Consider the following 20,947-nt stretch of genomic DNA (forward strand, 5'->3'; position numbering starts at 1 on the left):
GCAACCTCTTGTTGATGCTGTTTGCGGACCGGACATCCTTCCGGCCTTCGTGCAAATACCCTATAGGGGTATAATCCGGAAAGTCAACCCCGAGGGACCGGTTTGGCGGAAATCCCGTGAAAACGATCCGTTGCGGACGCCGCAAACCAGTCAATTTTTCAATTCAACACGCAGTAATTATTGCACTTGTCTCCATACTCCCCAACAGAGCGTTTGACACCGCAATCCTTTTTATTATAGGTATTCCATTCGGATTGTAAGTCCATTCTTGATCGGAAGCTTCCATCGCATGGTACGGCCTGACCTCCGAGGGCCGACCGGAACCAGGCCAGACGACCGAATTTCCTTCGAAACCCGACAACGGCCGGGAGGCTTGACGTATGACTTCCAGAGGTAACGAGATGCTCAAAGACGACAAATGCGCCGGCGCCAAGACCGCCAAACTCATTATCGACGACAAAACCTATGAACTGCCGGTGATCATCGGCACCGAAAACGAGCACGCCATCGACGTCACCCGGCTGCGGAGCGAGACCGGGTACATCACCTTCGACCCCGGCTATGCCAACACCGGGTCGTGCAAGAGCGACGTGACCTTCGTGGACGGGGAAAAGGGCATCCTGCGCTACCGCGGCTACCCCATTGAGGACCTGGCGGCGCACGGCACCTTCATCGAGACCGCCTACCTGCTCATCTTCGGCGAGCTGCCCACCAGGGCCCAGCGCCAGCAATTCCGCGACCTGCTGAGCGAGCAGGAGCTGCTCCACGAAGGGCTCCGGCATCATTTCGAGGGGTTCCCGTCCACGGGCCACCCCATGGCCATCCTGTCCGCCGTGATCAACGCGCTGGGCTGCTACCATCCGGACCTGCTGGAGATCACCTCCAAGGAGGACTTCCTGCGGGCCGCGGCCAAGATCATCTCCAAGGTGCGGACCATCGCGGCCTGGTCCTACCGAAAGGCCCAGGGGCTGCCGTTCATGTACCCGGACCCGAAGCTCTCCTACTGCCGGAACTTCCTGCACATGATGCACTCCATCCCGCACCGCCAGTTCGAGCCGACCGACGCCCAGGTGCGCGCCCTGACCCTGTTCTTCCTGCTCCACGCCGACCACGAGCAGAACTGCTCCTGCTCCACCGTGCGCATGGTGCAGTCCACCGAGGCCAACCTGTTCGCCTCGGTCTCGGCGGGCATCTGCGCCCTGTGGGGGCGGCTGCACGGCGGGGCCAACGCGGGGGTCATCGAGATGCTCGAGCACATCCACGCGGGCGGCACGTCCATCCCCGAGTACCTCGAAAAGGTCAAGAGGAAGGAATGCAAGCTCATGGGCTTCGGCCACCGCATCTACAAGTCCTTCGACCCCAGGGCCAAGATCCTGCGCCAGGCGGCCCACGACATGCTCGAATCCACGGGCAACGACGACCCGCTGCTGGACATCGCCCTGGAGATGGCCGACGCGGCCATGAGCGACGACTACTTCATCGAGCGCAAGCTCTACCCCAACGTGGACTTCTACTCGGGCATCATCCTGCGCGCCCTGCACATCCCCGTGAACATGTTCACCGTGATGTTCGCCATCGGCCGCATGCCCGGCTGGATCGCCCACTGGTACGAGGCCTACGCGGACGGCACCACCAAGATCCACCGCCCGCGCCAGATATACACCGGCCGCCAGACCAGGGCCTACATCCCCCTGGATTCCCGGCTCTAGCGAAACCGACCGGAGGCCCCGGCAAGGGGCCTCCGTCCATTCCCCACCGGGAACCGCCCTGCCCATGCACACCCTAGGACCCATAGAAAAAATCGCCTGCGTGGCCTCGGACACGCCCAAGGCCCAGGCCGGTCTCGAACAGCTGGCCGGGCTGTACGACCTGGTCCCGGCGGACGAGGCCGACGCCCTGGTGGCGCTCGGCGGCGACGGGTTCATGCTCCAGACCGTGCACGACCACATGGACTCGGGCATCCCCATCTACGGGATGAACCGGGGGACCATCGGCTTCCTGCTCAACCGTTTCCGGCCCGACGGGCTCCTGGAGCGGCTCAACCGGGCCCACCGCCTGGTCCTCAACCCCCTGGTCATGACCGCCGAGACCGTCTCGGGGCAGGTCTGCTCGGCCCTGGCCTTCAACGAGGTGGCCCTGCACCGCTACTCCCAGCAGTCGGCCAACATCCGGCTGTGCATCAACGGCCGCGAGCGGCTCGACCGGCTGGTCTGCGACGGCATCATGGTCGCCACCCCGGCGGGCAGCACGGCCTACAATTTGTCGGCCCACGGCCCGATCATCCCGCTGGGGTCCAACGTCCTGGCCCTGACCCCGGTCAGCCCGTTCCGGCCCCGGCGCTGGAACGGCGCGCTCCTGCCCCACTCCGCCGTGGTGGAGTTCACCATCCTCGACCCGGATCACCGGCCCGTGGGCGCGGCCGCCGACTCCTTCGAGGTCCGCGACGTGGCCAAAGTGCGCGTGGTCGAGGACCATTCCCGGCCCGCCCTGGTCCTGTTCGACCCGGACCACTCCCTGGAGGAGCGTATCTTCAACGAGCAGTTCGTCCACTGACCGGGGCACCCCCCACGGGCGTATTGTACAACCGGGCAAATACGGTATAGTGTTCCCCGCAACGAACGAATTTCCCATTCCGGCCCCTGCAACAACGTCATCAATGGCCGGAATCCACATCACACAGTAGGTACCAATGGAAAACGACACCCTGCATCCCGAAAACGGGACCAACACACCGGAAAACGGCCCCGCGCCGATCACCTTCGACAACCTGCCCGAAAAACTGCGGCAGGCCTGCGACCGCGCAGGATGGGACAGGCTCATGCCCGTCCAGGAACGCGCCATCCCCTTCCTCCTCGACAACCAGGACGTCATGGTCCAGGCCCGCACCGGGTCCGGCAAGACCGGCGCCTTCGTCCTGCCGCTCATGGAAAAACTCGACCCGTCCCGGCACACCTGCCAGGCCCTGGTCATGGTCCCCACCCGCGAGCTGGCCAAGCAGGTCGCCCAGGAGGCGCGCACCCTGGCCGGCGACAACCTCCGGGTCGTGGCCGTGTACGGCGGCGTGGGCTACAAGGAACAGCTCGACGCCTTCCGCGAGGGCGCGAACCTGGTGGTCGGCACCCCCGGCCGCATCCTGGACCATCTCATGCGCCGCAACCTGACGCTGGACGACCTGCGCGTGGTCATCTTCGACGAGGCGGACCGCATGCTCTCCGTGGGCTTCTATCCGGACATGGTCGAGGTCAAGCGCTACCTGCCGCGCAACATCGACGGCGCGTACATGTTCTCGGCCACCTTCCCGCCCAGCGTGCTGCGCCTGGCCGAGGAGTTCATGGTCAAGCCGGAATTTTTGAGCCTCTCCTCGGACGAGGAAAACGTCTCGGCCATCGCCCACCAGTTCGTGGAGGTTCCGGCCATGGGCAAGGAGCGCAAGCTCATCAAGCTCATCGAGCTGGAGAACCCCACCTCGGCCCTGATCTTCTGCAACACCAAGCGCAACGTGGAATTCACCGCCGCCCTGCTCTCCCAGTTCGGGTTCGACGCCGAGGGGCTGACCTCGGACCTGACCCAGAACAAGCGCGAGGCGCTCATGGCCCGCATCAAGGAGGGCAAGCTGCGCTTCCTGGTGGCCACGGACGTGGCCGCGCGCGGCATCGACATCCCGGAGCTGTCCCACGTGTTCATGATGGAGCCGCCCGAGGACCCGGAGTCCTACGTGCACCGCGCCGGCCGCACCGGCCGGGCCGGAGCCACGGGCACGGCCATCACCCTGGTGGACGTCATCCAGCGCATCGAGCTGGAGCGCATCGCGGCCCGGTTCAAGATCCAATTCGAGGAGATCAAGGACCCGACCGACGAGGACGTCACGGCCATCATCGGCGAACGGCTGACCGCCATGCTCGAAAAGAAGTTCCGCAAGCTGACCAATCTCCAGAAGGAACGGGTCTCCCGCTTCCTGCCCGTGGCCAAGACCTACGCCGAGCACGAGGACTCCCTGGCCCTGCTGGCCATGCTCCTGGACGAGCTGTACCAGCCCACCCTGCACGGCAAGCCCGCCGCGCCCGACACCGCCTCCGAAGCGCAACGCGAACCGCAGCGCGAACGGCCCGCACGCAAGCGCGGCGGCCGCAACCGAAGGTCCGACGAGCCCTCCGGGGAACGGCGCCAGGCCAGGCCCGCGCCGGCCGAGACGGCCGACGAGCCCAGCCAGGCCAAGCCCCGGCCCAGCGAGGGACGGCAACCTCGTGAAGACAGGCAGCCTCGTGAAGACAGGCAGCCTCGTGAAGACAGGCAGCCCCGCGAGGAGCGCGAACCCGAAGCCCGGCCCGGCGAGGCCGAGCAGCCGAGCCCTGCGGCCAGGGAGCAGTCACGCCCGCCCCGGTCCCGGAGCAGGCGTCCGGCCCGATCCGAAGAGGAGCGTCCCGCACGTTCCGAGGAGGAGCGTCCCGCACGTTCCGAGGAGGACCGCCCCGCACGTTTCGAGGAGGACCGCCCCGCACGCTCCGAGGAGGACCGCCCCGCACGGGCCGCGCGCGCGACCGCGCCGTCCGACGACGAGGGCGACGAAGGCAAGGCCAAGATCAAGCGGCGCAGGCGCAGGCGTCGGCGCAAGCCCTCGGGCAGCTAGGCCGGTGGGCCGAACCCTGGTCCTCGGCCTGGCCGCGGGCTACCACTACGGCGACGTTCGCCCGTTTCTCGCCTCCCTGGACAGGGCGGCGTATGCGGGCGATCTCGTTTTATTCGTCTCGGAAACCACCCGCGACCTCGAGCGGTTGCGCGCCCACGGGGCGGAGCTCCTGCCCATGGTCCGGCGGCCGGGCCTTGAGGACGTGCCGTGCAACGCCCTGCGCTACTTCCTGTACCTGGATTTCCTGAAGGGGGCCGACGTCCGCTGGGAGCGCATCCTGATCAGCGACGTGCGCGATGTGGTCTTCCAGCGCGATCCCTTCACCTTCGCCTGGCCGGACGGCCTGTGCTGCACCCTGGAGGACCCCTCGGCCACCGTGGGGTCCTGCCCGTTCAACGGCCGCTGGGTGCGTGAACACCTGGGCGCGGAGGCCCTGAACCGCATCGCGGACCGGCCCGTGTCCTGCTCCGGGACCACCGTGGCCGACCACGCCGCCATGGTCGCCTACCTGGAGCGGATGACCGGACGGCTCCTGCCCCCGTCCACGGGCGAGTGCATGGCCGGGTACGACCAGGGCGTGCACAACTACCTGATCCACACCGGGGCGTTGGGCGACCCGACCCTGTTCGACAACACGGGCCCGATCCTGACCCTGGCCCAGACCCGCGGCGAACCCGAGGTCAACGGGCGCGGCGAAGTCCTGAACCGGGCCGGACGCGTGGCCCACCTGATCCACCAATACGACCGCAAGCCGTCGCTCTTCAGGATGATCCGGGAACGGTTCGCCTGATCCGGCGGCCGTCTACTCGTCGAAGACGTCCTCGCCCGCGTTGGCCCTGATCTCGCGCATGGTCTCGAGGTTGTCGAGGAAGAGATCCGCAAGGTGGGCGTCGAAGTGGCGCCCCCGCTCCTCGCGGATATAGTCGCACGCCCTGTCGTCGGGCCAGGCCTCCTTGTAGGGCCGCCTGGAGGTCAGGGCGTCGAACACGTCGGCCAGGGCCACGATGCGCCCCTCAAGCGGGATGGCCTCCCCGGCCAACCCCAGGGGATAGCCCGAGCCGTCCCACCGCTCGTGGTGGGTCAGGGCGATGCGCCGGGCCATGACCATGAGCCGGTTGTCGTGCTCGCCGATGATCTTGGCCCCGATGGTGGTGTGGGTCTTCATGATCTCCCACTCGTCCGGGTCGAGCCTGGCGGGCTTGGTCAGGATATGGTCCGGAATGCCGATCTTGCCCACGTCGTGCATGGGGGCCGCGCTGTGGATGAGGTCGGCGGCGCCCTCGTCCAGCCCGGCGGCCAGGGCCAGGGCCCGGCAGCAGCCGCTCATGCGCACGATGTGCAGGCCGGTCTCGTTGTCCTTGTACTCGGCGGCCACGCTGAGCCTGCGGATGATCTGCATGCGGGTGCGGTAGAGGTCGCGCGAGCGCTCGGTGACCTGACGCTCCAGGGCCAGGTTCTGGTTGTGCAGGGCCAGGTGGGTGCGCACGCGGGCCAGAACCACGGCCGGGCTGATGGGCTTGGCGATGTAGTCCACGCCGCCCGCCTCGAACCCCCTGGTCTGGTCCTCCTCCTGGTCGCGGGCCGTGACGAAGATCACCGGAATGTTCCGGGAACGCAGGTCCGCCTTGATCTCCCGGCAGACCGTGTAACCGTCCATGTGGGGCAGCATCACGTCCAGGAGCACGATATCCGGCGGGGTCGCCGAATGCACTATTTCCAGGGCCTCCCGGCCGTTGAGCGCGGCCAGGACGCGATATTCGTCCTTCAAGGTCTCCACGAGCAGATCGAGGTTGGTCGGGATATCGTCCACGACCAGTACGGTCTGCTTTTCCCTGTCTCCCATGCGGGCTCCCTGTCTCTTCTCCGACTCTGTCTGTCTGAAATCTTCCTCACCGGAGGAACCGCAGGCAATTATAATCGTTTTATTGTTCCCGGACCGTTTCCCGGCCCCTGCGTGGCGGACAAGTCCCGGGGGAATCAACGGGATGTGCGAATGAACCGAAAAAAAATCGATTATAATACAACGCGCACACTCTTTATGGATATATATACTCAAACCGATGAACCGGGACGAAAGCGCCACTTGAGAAGTCCATGAAGCATTACTCCGACATTTCTCTGGCTGTCCGCAGCTTTCTGGGGACCGTCCTGTTCCTGACCGGGCTCGCCGCCCTGGGCCTCTACTTTCTCTACGACCGGGAGGCCACGTCCATCACGGATTCCCTCAAGCTGAACGAATCCCTGCACAACCGGATGATCGCCCAAAGCGTCAACCTGGATCTCAAGACCCTGTTCATCGACCTCTACCTGGTGGCCAACTACGTGGAGACCAGGCACTTCCTGCAATACCGCACCGACCGGACGCGCCGCGACCTCGAGGCCGAACTCCTGTCCCTGTGCGCCATCACCGGGGCCTACGACCAGTTGCGCATCCTGGACAACGACGGCATGGAACTGGTCCGGGTCAACTACAACGGCGGCCATCCCGAGGCGGTCGCGCCCGACAGGCTCCAGAACAAGGCGGCCCGCTACTATTTCCAGGAATCGCTGCCCTTGGAGAACGGCGAGATCTACGTCTCCCCCTTTGACCTGAACATCGAGAACAAGAAGATCGAGGTACCCCTGAAGCCGATGATCCGGGTCTCCACCCCCATATACGACGACACCGGGCGCCGCATCGGCATCGCCATCCTCAACTACCTCGGCCAGAGGATCATCGACCGCCTGAACGACGACAAGACGACCCAGGACAGCGTGACCATGCTCCTCAACGAGGACGGCTACTGGCTCGCCTCGCCCTACCCTGAGCGCAACTGGGCCTTCATGTTCAAGGGCCGCGAGGACCTGCGCTTCAGTCTGGAGCACCCCAGGGCCTGGGCCAGGATCCAGGCCATGGACCAGGGCCAGTTCACCACCCCGACGGGCATCTACACGACCAGCACCATCAGCGTCGCTCCCACGGCGGGCGCCACGGTCAAGGTGGCCAACGCCCAGAGCTGGAAGGTGGTCTGCATGACCTCCACGGCCGTGATCCGGGCCCACGTGGACCCCGTGCGCGGCCATTACCTGGCCATCTTAGGAGGCATCTTCCTGATGTCGGCCCTGATCGGGCTGACCCGGGCCCGGTTCATCGCCGCCAGGGAGCGCAACGGCCGTGAACTCGAAACCGCCCGGCGGGCGGCCGAAGAGGCCAACCGGGCCAAGAGCGATTTCCTGGCGCGCATGAGCCACGAGATCCGTACACCGATGAACGCCATCATCGGCCTGACCCACCTGGCGCTCAAGACCCAACTGACCGCCAAGCAGGCGGACTACCTGGCCAAAGTATCCCTGTCGGCCAATTCCCTGCTCGGAATCATCAACGACATACTGGACTTCTCCAAGATCGAGGCGGGCAGGCTGACCGTGGACGAGGCGGACTTCCTCCTGGACGACGTGCTCAACAACATCATCAACATGCTCGGGTTGTCCGCGGAACAGAAGGGCATCGAATTTCTGCTCCTGGTCCGCAGCACGGTGCCCAACCGGGTCCGGGGCGACGCCCTCAGGCTGGGCCAGGTCCTGCTCAACCTGACCAACAACGCCATCAAGTTCACCGAAAAGGGCGAGGTCATCCTGCAGGCCGACCTCCTGGAGCAGGACGGGACCACGGCGGTCATCCGCTTCAGCGTCCGGGACACGGGCATCGGCATCGGTCCGGAGCACCTGGACCAGCTGTTCCAGCCCTTCAGCCAGGCCGACGGCTCCATCACCCGCCAGTTCGGCGGGACCGGCCTCGGCCTGTCCATCTCCAAGAGGCTGGTGAAGATGATGGGCGGCGACATGGCCGTGGTCAGCGAGCCGGGCAAGGGCAGCGAGTTCTCCTTCACCCTCCCCCTGAAGCTCCAGCCCGACCACGCCAACGACACCTTCGAATATCCGACCGAAATCCGAGGGCTGCCCGTGCTGGTGGTCGACGACAGCAGGATGTCCCGCATGGTGCTGTGCAAGATGCTCGAATCCTTCACTTTCAAGGTGACCGAGGCGAGCTGCGCAACCGACGCCCTGAAGCTGCTCGAAGCGCGGGACGCGGACGATCCCTTCAAGCTGGTCATCACGGACTGGAACATGCCGGACATCGACGGCATCCAGCTGGCCCTGCGCATCCGCACGGCCGCGAACATCCGGCGCAAGCCCAGGATCATCATGCTCACGGCCTACGGCCAGGAGTCCATCCGACGCCGGGCCGAGGAGATCGGCCTGGACGGGTACATGCTCAAGCCCTTCAACCGCTCCATCCTGTTCGACACGGTCATGGACGCCCTGAGCGGCGGCATTGAGAGCCGGGCCAGGCTGACCCCGCGCGCGGACCCGTCCGGGGTGCCGCAAAACCTGCGCGGGGCGCACGTCCTCCTGGCCGAGGACAACGAGATCAACCAGCAGGTGGCCCGCGAGATTCTGGAGGGCGCGGACATCCGCGTATCCATCGCGGACAACGGACGGAAGGCCATGGAGATGGCCCTGGCCGGGGACTTCGACGCCGTGCTCATGGACATCCAGATGCCGGTCATGGACGGATTCAAGGCGGTCAGGGGTATCCGCGCGGGGGGCAAGACCGCCCTGCCGATCATCGCCATGACCGCCCACGCCCTGGTGGGCGACCGGGAAAAGAGCCTCGAGGCGGGCATGAACGACCACGTGACCAAGCCCATCGACCCCGACGAGTTGATGAGGACCCTGTCCCACTGGCTGCCGGACGGCGACGGCAAGGCGGCGTCTCGGCCCAAGGCCGCGCCCCGGCCCGCCCTCCATCCCGCCGAGGACGAGGCCATGCCTCGCCTGCCCGGCGTGGACACGGACCAGGCCCTGGCCCGGCTGCGCGGCAACGACAGGCTCTACCGCAAGCTGCTCAGGGACTTCGCCCAGGACGGCGACCTGCTCCTCCGAAAGCTCTCGGCCGACGCCGACGACGAACGGTTCGAGGCCTGCCGGGCCGTGGCCCACAACCTCAAGGGCGTGGCGGCCAACATCGGAGCCGAGCGCATGCGCGAAGCCCTGGCCCGGCTCGAACAGGCCCTGCTCGGTGGCCAGGGGGACCTGCACACCCGCCTGAACGAGGCCGTGGGCGAGTCCCGCCGGGTCATCGCCGGCATCAACGAGGCGTTCCCGTCCGAAAAGGAAGCCGAGACCGGGGACAACGACCGGGAGCTGGTGCGGGAGGAGGAGATTCGGGATATGCTCCCCGAACTGGACGCCCTGCTCGAACTGCTCCAGCGCCACGATATCGACGCCCGGAAGCAGTTCCGCGCCCTGCGCGGGCGGCTGTGGGAAAACGCTCCGGCCTACGCCGGGGAACTGGCCCGGCTCATCGAGCAGTTCGACTTCACCACCGCGGCCGGAACCCTTCGCGAGCTGGAGGATCAGTGCCGGAGCGGCGGGGGCACGGCCCCGGATTCCGACCCCGACGCCTGATTCCGGCTCAGGCCGAACGCACGGCCCAGACGTGAAACTCGGCCTTCTCCTTGAAACCCACGCCCACCGCGCCCTTGTGCAGGTAGCAGCAGAACGACCAGGTCGGGTCGTAGCCGCTGTCCGTGGCCGACCAGTAGGCCTCGCGCACGGCCTCGAAGGGATGGCCCTGGGGCAGGGCCGGGTCGGCCCGAGAACAGTCGGTCAGGGATTCCAGCTCCATGATGGCGGGCAGCCGCCAGGCCAGGCCCGTCTCCCCGGCCAGCGCAGCCACCGCATGCCGGGCCGCGTCGAAATCGACCATACCCCCGGCCAGATCCGTGTTCCGCCGCCAGATCAGCCCGGTCATGCGGTCCAGGACCTGGCCGCCGCGCGGCTCGAACCTCGGCTCGGGCCAGGCGCGGCCCAGGCGCAACGCCCCGTCCTGGCCGGTCCCGGCGCAGTCCACGGGACGGCCGTTCACGTCGAAGCAGCCGGTCTGGCCAGTGGCCCACAGGGTCCCGGAAATACCGCGCACGGGCCAGACCACGGCGTCGTCCGCCTTCCGGCCGAAGAACATGCGCCCGCCGCTGAACTGGACCCACCAGGCATAGGCGTGGTCGCGGGCCGAGGTGGTGGCGGTCCAGCACTTGCCCGCCCAGACGTGCTCGAAGGGGTGGCCAGACGGCAGGGCGGGTTCGCGCTCGGCGTGATCCACCAGGGAATACAGCTCCCGGCGGTTGGGCAGCCGCCAGTCGAAAAACCCGAAGCGCTTGTCGCGGTTCATGGCCGCCACGAAGTCGAAGGCCTCGGGCCAGGACAGCCCGGTCTCGGCGGGCTGGGCCAACCGGGGCCAGACCAGGCCGGTGGCGCGGTCCTCGACGACCTCGTCCCGGACCGCGAACCGGGGCGGATCGACGGGGCCGGTCATCCCAGCATGTACCGCACGGCGTAGCCGAAGGACGGATAGGCCCACGGCTGGGCCAGGAGGTCCTCGCGGGTCAGGTTGTAGCGGATGGCCAGGCCGAAGATGTTGGCCACCTCCTCGGCGTGGGCGCCCAGGTAGTGCGCCCCGAGGATGCGCCCGGTGGACCGCTCCACCAGTATCCGGTAGCCCGCGTGGGTCATGCCCAGCCGGGCATGTTCGGCCCACTTGGCCGCGTCGCCCTCGTAGACCTTGAAGTCGTACCCCTGCTCACGGGCCTGCTCCTCCAGGAGCCCGGCGCAGGCCAGGACCGGATGGGTGAAGACCGCGCCCGCCGTGCCCCTGAGGTCGGACCGGGCCGAGCCCTCCTCCAGGATGTTGCGGACCACGGTGTCGGCCTGCAGGGCGGCCACCGGAGTCAGGGAGTGGCCCGGCTCCGCGCAATCCCCGGCGGCGTAGACCACGGGGTTGGTCGGGCTGCGCATGTACTCGTCCACCCGGATGCCGTGCGGGCCGCTGTCCACGCCCGCCTTGTCCAGGCCGAGGCCGTCCAGGTCGGGCACCCGGCCCGCCCCGGTCACGGCGGCCGCGGCCACGAACTCCATCTCCACGTCGTCCGGACCGTTGACGACGACGCGCACGCCGTCGTCAAAGGGCATCACCGCCTTGACCGGGTGATCGACGTGCACGGCAATGCCCTGGTCCTGCATGGCCCGGATCAGCTTGTGGCCCAGGTGCTCGTCGAATCCCCTGAGCACGCGCCCGCTGCGGTGCAGGATGGTCGCCCTGGCCCCGGCCGCGGCCGCGATGCAGGCGAATTCGAAGGAGATGAACCCGCCGCCGATGAAGAGCATGGATTCGGGCAGGGTCTCGAGGTCGAGGAACTGGTCGCTGGTCAGAAGCAGTTCCTCGCCGGGGATGCCCAGCGGGCGCGTCACGGCCCCGGCGGCCACGACGATGTGCCGGGCCGTGAGCGGGCCGAGGTCGTCCACCTCCACCGTGTCCGGGCCGGTGAACCGTGCCCGGCCGTGAAAGGTGGTGATGCCCCGGCCGTGGAAGGAGTCGAAGACCCTGCCGGCGATGGGATCGATGACCGAGTGCTTGTAGCGCATGAGCGCGGACCAGTCCACGCGCACGGTCCCGGCCACGCCGTGGGCGGCCATGTCGCGCACCCGGACGACCTCGTGGGCCATGTCGGCCAGGGTCTTCTTGGGCTCGCAGCCCCGCAGGGGGCAGACCCCGCCCCAGCCGTCCTTCTCCACCACGGCCACGTCCAGCCCGGCGTCGCCGAGCCTGCGGGCGACGATGCCGCCCGCCGGGCCGGAACCGATCACGATCACGTCGAATGTCTGTCGAGTCACTATTCCGCTCCGGATTCCGTTCCAAATTGCGATTCGGGGAGACGACCGCCCGAGGCGGGCATCTTTCGTCCATCCTCGCACATTCGCCCGGAATGTAAAGGGCGGGACCACCCCGTGCGGAGCGGTCCCGCCCCATGGCGAAAAGATCGAGCGGCGGCGGGACTATGCGTCCGGGCCGCAGACCGGCTCGGCCAGCCACTTGAGGTTGCGTACCGACGAATAAGGGGCCTTCCCCGTCAGGAAGGCGTCCAGGCGGGCGCGCGGCGCGCCGGTCATCAGGGGCAGCAGGGGCTGCTCCACCAGGGGGATGCATGCCAGGCTCTCACGGATGCGCACGTCCCACTCGTCGCCGTACACGTCGATGTCGTCCAGGCGCAGGTGCTCGCGGCAATGCTCGCAGCCGCAGCAGATGGCATAGGGCTCCTGGATGTTGAGCAGCCCGTACTCGGTGGTCAGCTCCTCCCCGGCCGCGATGTCGCGGACCGCGATCTCCAGGTCGTAGTCGGTCATCATGGTGCTCGGCAGGCAGTTGTGGTTCATGTACCGGGCGTGGTCCCAGCTGAGGACCAGGTTGCCGCACTTGTCGTGGTACATGTAGGTCTCCATGGCCGCGCGCTGGGGCTCGGGCAGGGCAAGAAAGGCCTCCGGGCTCATGGTCATGTCGAAGCGGTCGCGCACGACCACGATGGTCCCCCGGGGGATGGGCCGGGTGGCATACACGCCCACGCCGATGGCCGGGTCCCCGGACAGGACCCTGGTATGGGGATGGATCACTTGCGTCCTCGCTAGTAGATGTAGCGCACCTGGTGCCGTTCGGCCTCGATGCGGTTGTAGATGGAGCGCATGATGCGTTCGTAAAGCTCGTCGCCCAGGACCAGATCCTCGATGCCCGCGTCCACGTTGGGGTTGTCGTTGACCTCAATGACGTAGGCCTTGCCGCCCATGTCCTTGAGGTCCACCCCGTAGAAGCCGTTGCCGATGAGGGACGAGGCCTGGACCGCGGCCTTGAGGATGTGGGCCGGGGCCTCTTCCACGGGCAGCGTCTCGGACCGGCCGCTGAAATCCTCGCGGTCCTGGTCGTCGCTCTCCTGCCAGTTGTAGATTTGCCAGTGGTTCTTGGCCATGTAGTACCGGCAGGCGAAGAGCGGCTTGTTGTCGAGCAGCCCCACGCGCCAGTCGAAGGCCGAGACCAGGAACTCCTGGGCGATGACCAGGTCCGTGTGCTTGAACATATCGACCAGCTTGTCGCCCAGTTCCTCCACCGAGGACACCCGGAACACGCCCAGGGAGAAGGAGCTCTCGGGCAGCTTCAGGACCAGGGGCAGGGGCAGGGTCCGCAGGAAGGCGGGCGTGCACTCCTTGCGCGTCAGGTGCCAGCCGCGCGGCTGGTTCACCCCGGCGTGGGCCAGCCGCTCCTGGAGGTAAACCTTGTTGGAGCAGAGCATGATGGACCAGGGGTCGTCCACGACCACCAGCCCTTCGGTGTAGGCGTGGCGGGACATGGCGTAGGTGTGGTTGTCCATGGCCGTGGTCTCGCGGATGAACAGGGCGTCGAACTCGCAGATGCGCCGGTGGTCCGCCTTGGTGATGAACTCCACGAAGAAGCCCACCTTTTCCGCGGCCTTGCGAAACTTCTCCAGGGCCATGGGGCTGGACGGCGGCGTGGGTTCGGCCGCGTCGGCCAGGATGGCCAGATCGTACTGGTAGCTCTTGAGCCGGGGCCGGTTGTAGCGCTTGCGCAGGCAGAAGGCCTCCAGGGCCGTTCGCAGCAGGTCCGGATGGAGCCGGGCCACCTGTTTGAGGTGCAGGAGCTTGACCCTGCGGAACTTCCAGCCGTCCTCCTGGCGCTCCATGGTGATGGTGAAAAACGGGACCGCGAACAGGGAAAAAAGTTTGCGGGCCAGCTCCGCCCGGCACGGGTCCGGGGTGCGGCCGAGGATGATGGTCAGCTCCAGGACGGCCCCCTTGTCCGGCAGGGGCCGGGGATGGAGGGACTCCTTGATCTCGTCGAGCAGGCTCTGGGCCACCAGGGGCGTGGTCACGTCCTTGACGGTCATGACCGAGGGGGTCACGCGGTGGTTGCGGGCCGTGGCCAGCAGGGACACGTAGTAACCCATGGAGTGGGTCTTGTACGAGGTGCACAGGTTGAGGACGTGGAACCGGTTGGACCCGGCGTAGTTGGTGTCCGCCAGGTAGTCCGTGGCCGAAACGAACTGGACGCCGGGGCAGCAGTCCCGGACCCGGCCCGGCTCGTCCACCACGATGACCACGCTCTCGGGCGAGCCGTCGCGGTTCGCCGGAGACAGGACCATGCGCACGGCGGGCTCGTTCGGCCCATAGTAGTCCGGCAGGGTGCGCACCGGCTCGAAGCCGAACTTGCGGTACCAGTTGACCAGCTTGGGGTTGTTCATGTCCGCTTCCAGGGTGACGCGCTCGTACCCGTGGCTGGCGGCGAACTCGACGATGTGCCGGACCAGGGCCTCGCCCAGGCCGAGCATGCGGTGCTCCCTGAGCACGGCCAGGGAGTAGACGCGCAGGGAGCGCTTGTACTGGAAGACCACGGCGCACCCGGCCGGGACCGGCTTCTTGCGCCGGACCTTGCCCTCGATGACCAAGGCGGTCTGGGTGGGACTCAGTATGCTGTGCCGCAGGCTGGCCCTTGAACTGCGCCGGTTCTCGCTGAATCCGGTCTGTTCGCAGGCCTCGAATAAAGGCAGGTCGTCCAGGGTCGCCGGACGGACGGACGAGGACGTAAAGGAGACGGAGGACGTCTCGCACGCAAGGCTCATGAAGCCTCCCGAAGTTGCAGGACACCCGGGCCGCATGACGCGCCCGAGAATGGACATCCCATATACCGGGTCCTGCGGCAGGTAAACACAAATCGCGGGGGTGCGCCGGACCTTTTTTGCGGCACGGATCAGGCCCCGCCGAAGCCCCCTCCCCGGCCTCCGAGGGCAGCCAGGAATGCGTCGGGCGCACAGCGCTCCGGGCGGACCGCGAAGCGGTCGCGGAGCCGGGCCACCCGGCACGGCAGAAGGCCGCAGGAACGCAGCAGTTTCGCGCGGGTGAACAGCTCGGCCACCGGGCCGTCGAAGCGCAGCCGCAAGGCCTCCAGGCAGACGCCGCGCTCGCAGTTTTCGGCCACGAAGTCCATGTCGTGGCCGATGAGCACCACGGCCCAGCGGCATCGGGACGGCCAGACAGGAGCCGGAAATCCGAACAACGGAAAACGGCGCTTTACGCAGCCCGGCCAGGGGACAATTCCCTCCGCCATCGGCAGAGAAATTTCCCGTTATATTTTGATCCGGGTAAAATACTCCATAAAATCAAACTGATAATCATTCTCAATCATTTGTTTGAACGGTGAAAAACCCATTTTCGTCAAAATAGTTTTCCACATGCTCATGTGTAAACAATTGCTTGATGCGGCTGGGGAATGACGAAATCAGCACTTTCAACAGTGGTCTCCACCCGGGCCGAAGCGGGGTTTTATCTCATGTTTTACACAATTTAACCATCAAGTATTACAGCCTTTATTTTGGTACCATTCCCCACACGCAGTTCGTATATTTTAATAGACACCGATACAACACAACGACTCGATATATTTCATACCCTGATGGGAGGACATCATGACCGACACCAGCACCACCCAACGCCCGGAAATCCAGGTTTCGCTGCCTGGTGCGGGCCGGTCCGCGTCGTATCGACTGACGGCGGACGCAACGGTACGGTTCGCCTTTGACCTCGCGGAAGCGGAATTCATCGGCAATGGCAACAACCTTGAAATCATTGTGGAAGGCGGCGGCCGGATCATCCTCCAGGACTATCTGGTCCTGGCCGAGGCCGACACCCTTCCCGTGTTTGAGATGCTCGACGGCCAGCAGGTGCCGGGCGGGGTGTATCTTTTCGCTTTTGAAAGCGACCAGCCCGTGACCCAGCAGGACATCGAAACCGCGGCGGGCGGGGCCACCTCCGGCTCCGGCGCGGGTGAATACAACGATGACCCCGGCGCGCTGTTCGACGGCCTGAACGCCCTGGGCCCGCAGGGCGACGCTTACGGCACCCACCTCTTCCCCACCCTGGAACCCATCACCGTCGGCCTGCCCGAGACGGAACCAGTTCCCCCGGTGGCCGTGGACGACGTGAACCAGATCATCGAGAGCGGCTGGAACCGCGAGGGCGAGAACGGCCACTACGAGGGCCAGGAATACTACGGCTCGGCCACCGGCAACCTGCTGCTCAACGACTATGACGGCGACAACATCGACTACCCCGAGACGGGCGGCGTCCAGACCGAGCTGGTCGTCAGTTCCATCGACTTCCCCGGCCCGGACTTCAACGGCGACAATCCCGGCCCGGAACCCGTCACCGACACCGGCACCCAGGTCAACGGCCAATACGGCACCCTGACCGTGTTCGCCGACGGTTCCTATGAATATTTATTGGACGAGACCCTGGCCGATCCCCTGCGCCAGGGGCAGGAAGTGCTTGAGCAGTTCCGGTACACGGCCATGGACCCGGACGGCAACGAGAGCAACACCGCCACCCTGACCATCACCGTGGTCGGGACCAACGACGCGCCCGACGCCCTGGACGACGTTTCCCCCGACGTCGTCGAGCAGGGCACCGAGGTGGCCGGCGTCGCGGTCGTGACCGGCAACGTGCTGCACAACGACTCCGACGTGGACAACGTGGGGTACGAGGATCTGGACCCGACCTACAGGGATCAGTTGCCCACCGACCCCGACAACCTTGTCGAGCTGGGCGTGACCAGCATCTACAGCTATGGCACCGGCCAATTCGACAGCACCCCGGACGGGGACGGCAACCTCACGGTTGACGGCGAATACGGCACCCTGGTCATCAACGCCGACGGCTCCTATCAGTACACCCTGGACCAGGCCGAGGCCGACCCGCTGAACATCGGCGACGCCCCGGACGAACACTTCGGCTACGCCATGTGGGACGGCGAGAAGTACGATTACGCCTACCTGCGCATCCCGGTGATCGGCTCCAACGACGCGCCCGTGGCCGAGGTCGACGTGAACGCCTTCACCGAGGCCGTGGACGACGCCACCGCCCACGCCGTGTCCGGCAACGTGCTCGAAAACGATGCGGACGTAGACAACGTGGACTTCGGCGATCCCGGCACCCCCGAACTGACCGTGGAGGCCATCGCCTACTCCGGCGAGGGCACCCCGCCCGTGCGGGTCAGCGACCTGTACGAGGCCGACCACATCGTGGAAGGCCAGTACGGCACCCTGTACCTGAACGACGACGGTTCCTACGTCTACGTCGAAGACAAGAACGCCACCGATCCGCTGAACACCGACGACGCGGCCGTGACCGACGTCTTCACCTACGAGGTCAGCGACAACCAGGCGGGCGGCGCGCTGAGCGACACCGCCACCCTGACCATCACCATCACGGGCGCGAACGATTCGCCCGTGGCCACGGTTGACGTGAACTCGTTCACCGAGGCCGTGGACGACGCGCTGCCCGGCGACGTGTCCGGCAACATCCTGTCCAACGACACGGACATCGACAACACCGGGTTGGAACTGTCCGTGGCCGACATCGCCTACTCCGGCGCGGGCTCCCCGCCCGTGCGCGTCAGCGACGCCTACACGGCGGACCACGTCATCGAGGGCGAGTACGGCACCCTGTACCTGAACAACGACGGCAGCTACCACTACGTCGAGGACAAGACCGCCACCGATCCGCTGAACACGGACGATGCGGCCGTGACCGACGTCTTCACCTACGAGGTCAGCGACAACCAGGCGGGCGGCGCGCTGAGCGATACCGCCACCCTGACCATCACCATCGGCGGGGCCAACGATTCGCCCGTGGCCACGGTTGACGTGAACTCGTTCACCGAGGCCGTGGACGACGCGCTGCCCGGCGACGTGTCCGGCAACATCCTGTCCAACGACACGGACATCGACAACACCGGGTTGGAGCTGTCCGTGGCCGACATCGCCTACTCCGGCGCGGGCTCCCCGCCCGTGCGCGTCAGCGACGCCTACACGGCGGACCACGTCATCGAGGGCGAGTACGGAACCCTGTACCTGAACGACGACGGCAGCTACCACTACGTCGAGGACAAGACGGCCACCGATCCGCTGAACAGCGATGACGCGGCCGTGACCGATGTCTTCACCTACGAGGTCAGCGACAACCAGGCGGGCGGCGCGCTGAGCGACACCGCCACCCTGACCATCACCATCGGCGGGGCCAACGATTCGCCCGTGGCCACGGTTGACGTGAACTCGTTCACCGAGGCCGTGGACGACGCGGCCCCCGGCGACGTGTCCGGCAAGATCCTGGCCAATGACACCGACATCGACAACACCGGGCTCGAACTGTCCGTGACCGACATCGCCTACTCCGGCGCGGGCACCCCGCCCGTGCGGGTCAGCGACGCCTACACGGCGGACCACATCGTGGAAGGCCAGTACGGCACCCTGTACCTGAACAACGACGGCAGCTACCACTACGTCGAGGACAAGGATGTGACCGACCCGCTGAACGTGGGCGACGATCCGGTGAGCGACGTGTTCACCTACGTGGTCAGCGACAACCAGGCGGGCGGCGCATTGACCGACACCGCGACTCTGACCATCACCATCGACCCGGCCAACGACTCGCCCGTGGCGGTGCATGACGGCTCGCACGAGATCTTCATCACCAACACCGTGGAAACGGTCATCGACGACTGGAGCGGCGTGTCCGGCTCGGTCATCTACGGTCCGGGCTACACCGTGACCGCCGAGGCTTTCGACGCCGAGAACAACCCGATCAGCGACGTCCAGTTCACCACCTGGGGCAACGACCAGCACCTGGGCATCTACACCAACGGCACCGGCGACGACCAGAAGGTCGATGACCTGGACGGCAAGGAGCAGATCACCTTCGAGTTCGACGATCCGCAGAGCTCCTTCAGCATCGAGTTCATCGCCCAGGGCAACAACCACGTCAACGCCTGGGTCTATCCCATCGGCGGCGGCGTTCCGGTCATGTACGAAAACGTGGGCAACGCGGTATTCATCACCCCCGGCTTCGACTTCGACACCATCGTCTTCATCCCGGACGGCTCCTTCGGCATGGAGAGCCTGACCACGGTCACCGGCGGCGAAAACCTGCTCATGGGCACGGCCGAAGGCAATGTCCTGGCCAACGACTACGACGTGGACAACGTGACCTTCGACGACGCGGCGGCCGGCGGCGACCCGAGCCTCATGGAGCTGTCCGTGTCCGACATCGACTCCACCAACGTGCCCGGCAACGCCCCCAGCGCGGGCAGCGACCTGGACGGCAACTACTGGATCGTGGACGGCGAGTTCGGTTCGCTGAAGATCTACGAGACCGGCGAATGGTCGTACACCCCGACCGAACAGACGGACGGCGAGGGCGGCTGGCAGAACCTGGACCACAGCGCGACCGACGTCTTCGAGTACACCGTGTCCGACGGCTCGGGCGGGACCGACACCGCCTCCATCGAGGTCTCCCTGAACGTGAACACCACGGGCGTGACCGGCGGCTCCGGCACCCTGTCGGGCACCGACGGCAACGACGTCCTCTTCGCTGCGGACGGCGACACCGTGTCCTCCGGGTCCGGCCACGACGCCATCGTCATCGACCCGGTCTACCTGGGCAGCGACGCGGGCACGGTCAACGTCACGGACTTCAGCGACGGCGACCGGCTGGTGCTCGGCAACATGGAGGGGGCGAACGTGACCATCACCTCGGACAGCAACGACGTCAATCTGGTGTTCTCCGACATTGACGGCAGCGACGACATCACGGTCAACCTGCTGGGGGTTGCCCCGGTGCACGACGCTGTGGATCAGACGGTGGAAATCACCACCAGCGACGATCTGAACCAGCTCATCCAGACGATCATCGACTCCGGCAACGACAGCATCCTCTAGGGGATCGGGGCCGGAAAGGTCCTCCCAGTCGATGACGCGGGCAAAACGGACGAGCGCGGATGAACGGAGAACCCGTAAACCGAGAGGCCTGGAAGACCCCCCTTCCGGGCCTCTCCCGCGTGGTGCGGGGCGACCTGCGGGAAAAAGTGCGGGGAGCGGCCGGGGCTAGCGAGCCACGGGCGCGAAGGACGCCCTGGTCAGCCCGGCCAGGTCATTGGGAGCGAGCTCGATGTCGAGCCCCCTCCTGCCGCCGCTGACGAACATGGTCCCGCACGCCAGGGCGGACTCGTCGATGACCGTGGGCAGCCGCTTCTTCTGGCCCAGGGGAGAGACCCCGCCGACCACGTAGCCCGTGGTCCGCTCGACCACCTTGACCTCGGCCATGGCCGCCTTCTTGGCGTCGAGCGCCTTGGCCACGGCCTTCAGGTCGAGCTTGAGCAGGACCGGGACCACGGCCACGGCCAGGGTGCCGCCTGCGTCCACCACCAGGGTCTTGAAGACCCGCTCGGGCGATACGCCGAGTTTTTCGGCCGCCTCCACCCCGAAGGAAGGGGCGGCGGGGTCGTGTTCGTATTCGTGGACCGTGTACGGAATCTTGGCCTTCTTGGCCGCGTTGATGGCTGGCGTCATGGACGGTTACCTATCGAATGGAGCCCGTTCGCGCAAGGGA

The 20,947-nt window shown here is 66.4% G+C and carries 13 protein-coding genes; 6 read left to right on the top strand and 7 right to left on the bottom strand.

All coding sequences use genetic code 11. The features are described from left to right. Positions 1–380: 380 nt before the first annotated feature. From DND132_RS05905 to DND132_RS05920, 4 genes are all read left to right on the top strand, one after another. The gene (locus DND132_RS05905; RefSeq protein ID WP_014321798.1) at positions 381–1,709 is read left to right on the top strand and encodes a citrate synthase; all 1,329 of its coding nucleotides are present in this window, start codon (positions 381–383) and stop codon (positions 1,707–1,709) included. Positions 1,710–1,773: 64 nt separating this feature from the next. Beyond that, positions 1,774–2,553 (top strand): NAD kinase, encoded by a 780-nt coding sequence (locus tag DND132_RS05910; protein ID WP_014321799.1) that lies wholly within the window; start codon positions 1,774–1,776, stop codon positions 2,551–2,553. A 136-nt stretch (positions 2,554–2,689) separates the two neighbouring features. After that, positions 2,690–4,627, top strand: coding sequence for a DEAD/DEAH box helicase (locus tag DND132_RS05915; protein WP_014321800.1), 1,938 nt, complete (start codon positions 2,690–2,692; stop codon positions 4,625–4,627). A 4-nt stretch (positions 4,628–4,631) separates the two neighbouring features. Then, the gene (locus DND132_RS05920) at positions 4,632–5,417 is read left to right on the top strand and encodes a hypothetical protein (protein WP_014321801.1); all 786 of its coding nucleotides are present in this window, start codon (positions 4,632–4,634) and stop codon (positions 5,415–5,417) included. A gap of 12 nt (positions 5,418–5,429) precedes the next feature. Here the strand turns inward: DND132_RS05920 and DND132_RS05925 are convergent, their stop codons facing one another. Continuing rightward, positions 5,430–6,470, bottom strand: coding sequence for an HD-GYP domain-containing protein (locus tag DND132_RS05925; protein ID WP_014321802.1), 1,041 nt, complete (start codon positions 6,468–6,470; stop codon positions 5,430–5,432). A gap of 251 nt (positions 6,471–6,721) precedes the next feature. On the opposite strand from DND132_RS05925, the gene DND132_RS17550 reads away from it, so the two are divergent. Continuing rightward, positions 6,722–10,078: a hybrid sensor histidine kinase/response regulator gene (locus DND132_RS17550; RefSeq protein ID WP_014321803.1), complete on the top strand. Its 3,357-nt coding sequence runs from the start codon at positions 6,722–6,724 to the stop codon at positions 10,076–10,078. A 7-nt stretch (positions 10,079–10,085) separates the two neighbouring features. On the opposite strand, the gene DND132_RS05935 is transcribed toward DND132_RS17550, so the two are convergent. The 5 genes from DND132_RS05935 to DND132_RS05955 all read right to left on the bottom strand — a co-directional run bounded on the left by DND132_RS05935 (position 10,086) and on the right by DND132_RS05955 (position 15,515). After that, positions 10,086–10,985 carry an Lcl C-terminal domain-containing protein gene (locus DND132_RS05935; RefSeq protein WP_014321804.1) on the bottom strand — a complete coding sequence of 300 codons (900 nt, stop codon included), beginning with the start codon at positions 10,983–10,985 and terminating at the stop codon, positions 10,086–10,088. Beyond that, on the bottom strand, positions 10,982–12,340 hold the full coding sequence (locus tag DND132_RS05940; RefSeq protein WP_014321805.1) for a dihydrolipoyl dehydrogenase family protein: 1,359 nt from the start codon (positions 12,338–12,340) through the stop codon (positions 10,982–10,984). Before DND132_RS05940 ends, DND132_RS05935 begins: the two co-directional genes overlap by 4 nt. 162 nt (positions 12,341–12,502) lie before the next feature. Then, positions 12,503–13,114 (bottom strand): SET domain-containing protein, encoded by a 612-nt coding sequence (locus DND132_RS05945; RefSeq protein WP_014321806.1) that lies wholly within the window; start codon positions 13,112–13,114, stop codon positions 12,503–12,505. A gap of 11 nt (positions 13,115–13,125) precedes the next feature. Continuing rightward, positions 13,126–15,129: a GNAT family N-acetyltransferase gene (locus tag DND132_RS05950; RefSeq protein ID WP_014321807.1), complete on the bottom strand. Its 2,004-nt coding sequence runs from the start codon at positions 15,127–15,129 to the stop codon at positions 13,126–13,128. A 128-nt stretch (positions 15,130–15,257) separates the two neighbouring features. Continuing rightward, positions 15,258–15,515, bottom strand: coding sequence for a hypothetical protein (locus tag DND132_RS05955; RefSeq protein ID WP_041915713.1), 258 nt, complete (start codon positions 15,513–15,515; stop codon positions 15,258–15,260). 457 nt (positions 15,516–15,972) lie between these two features. On the opposite strand from DND132_RS05955, the gene DND132_RS05960 reads away from it, so the two are divergent. Next, a complete protein-coding gene (locus DND132_RS05960; protein ID WP_014321808.1) occupies positions 15,973–20,277 on the top strand; it encodes a VCBS domain-containing protein in 4,305 nt (1,434 codons plus the stop codon). Positions 20,278–20,442: 165 nt separating this feature from the next. Here the strand turns inward: DND132_RS05960 and ybaK are convergent, their stop codons facing one another. Further along, positions 20,443–20,907: a Cys-tRNA(Pro) deacylase gene (gene ybaK / locus DND132_RS05965; protein WP_014321809.1), complete on the bottom strand. Its 465-nt coding sequence runs from the start codon at positions 20,905–20,907 to the stop codon at positions 20,443–20,445. Positions 20,908–20,947: the final 40 nt, after the last annotated feature.

The organism is Pseudodesulfovibrio mercurii, from assembly GCF_000189295.2.
GTDB lineage: Bacteria > Desulfobacterota > Desulfovibrionia > Desulfovibrionales > Desulfovibrionaceae > Pseudodesulfovibrio > Pseudodesulfovibrio mercurii.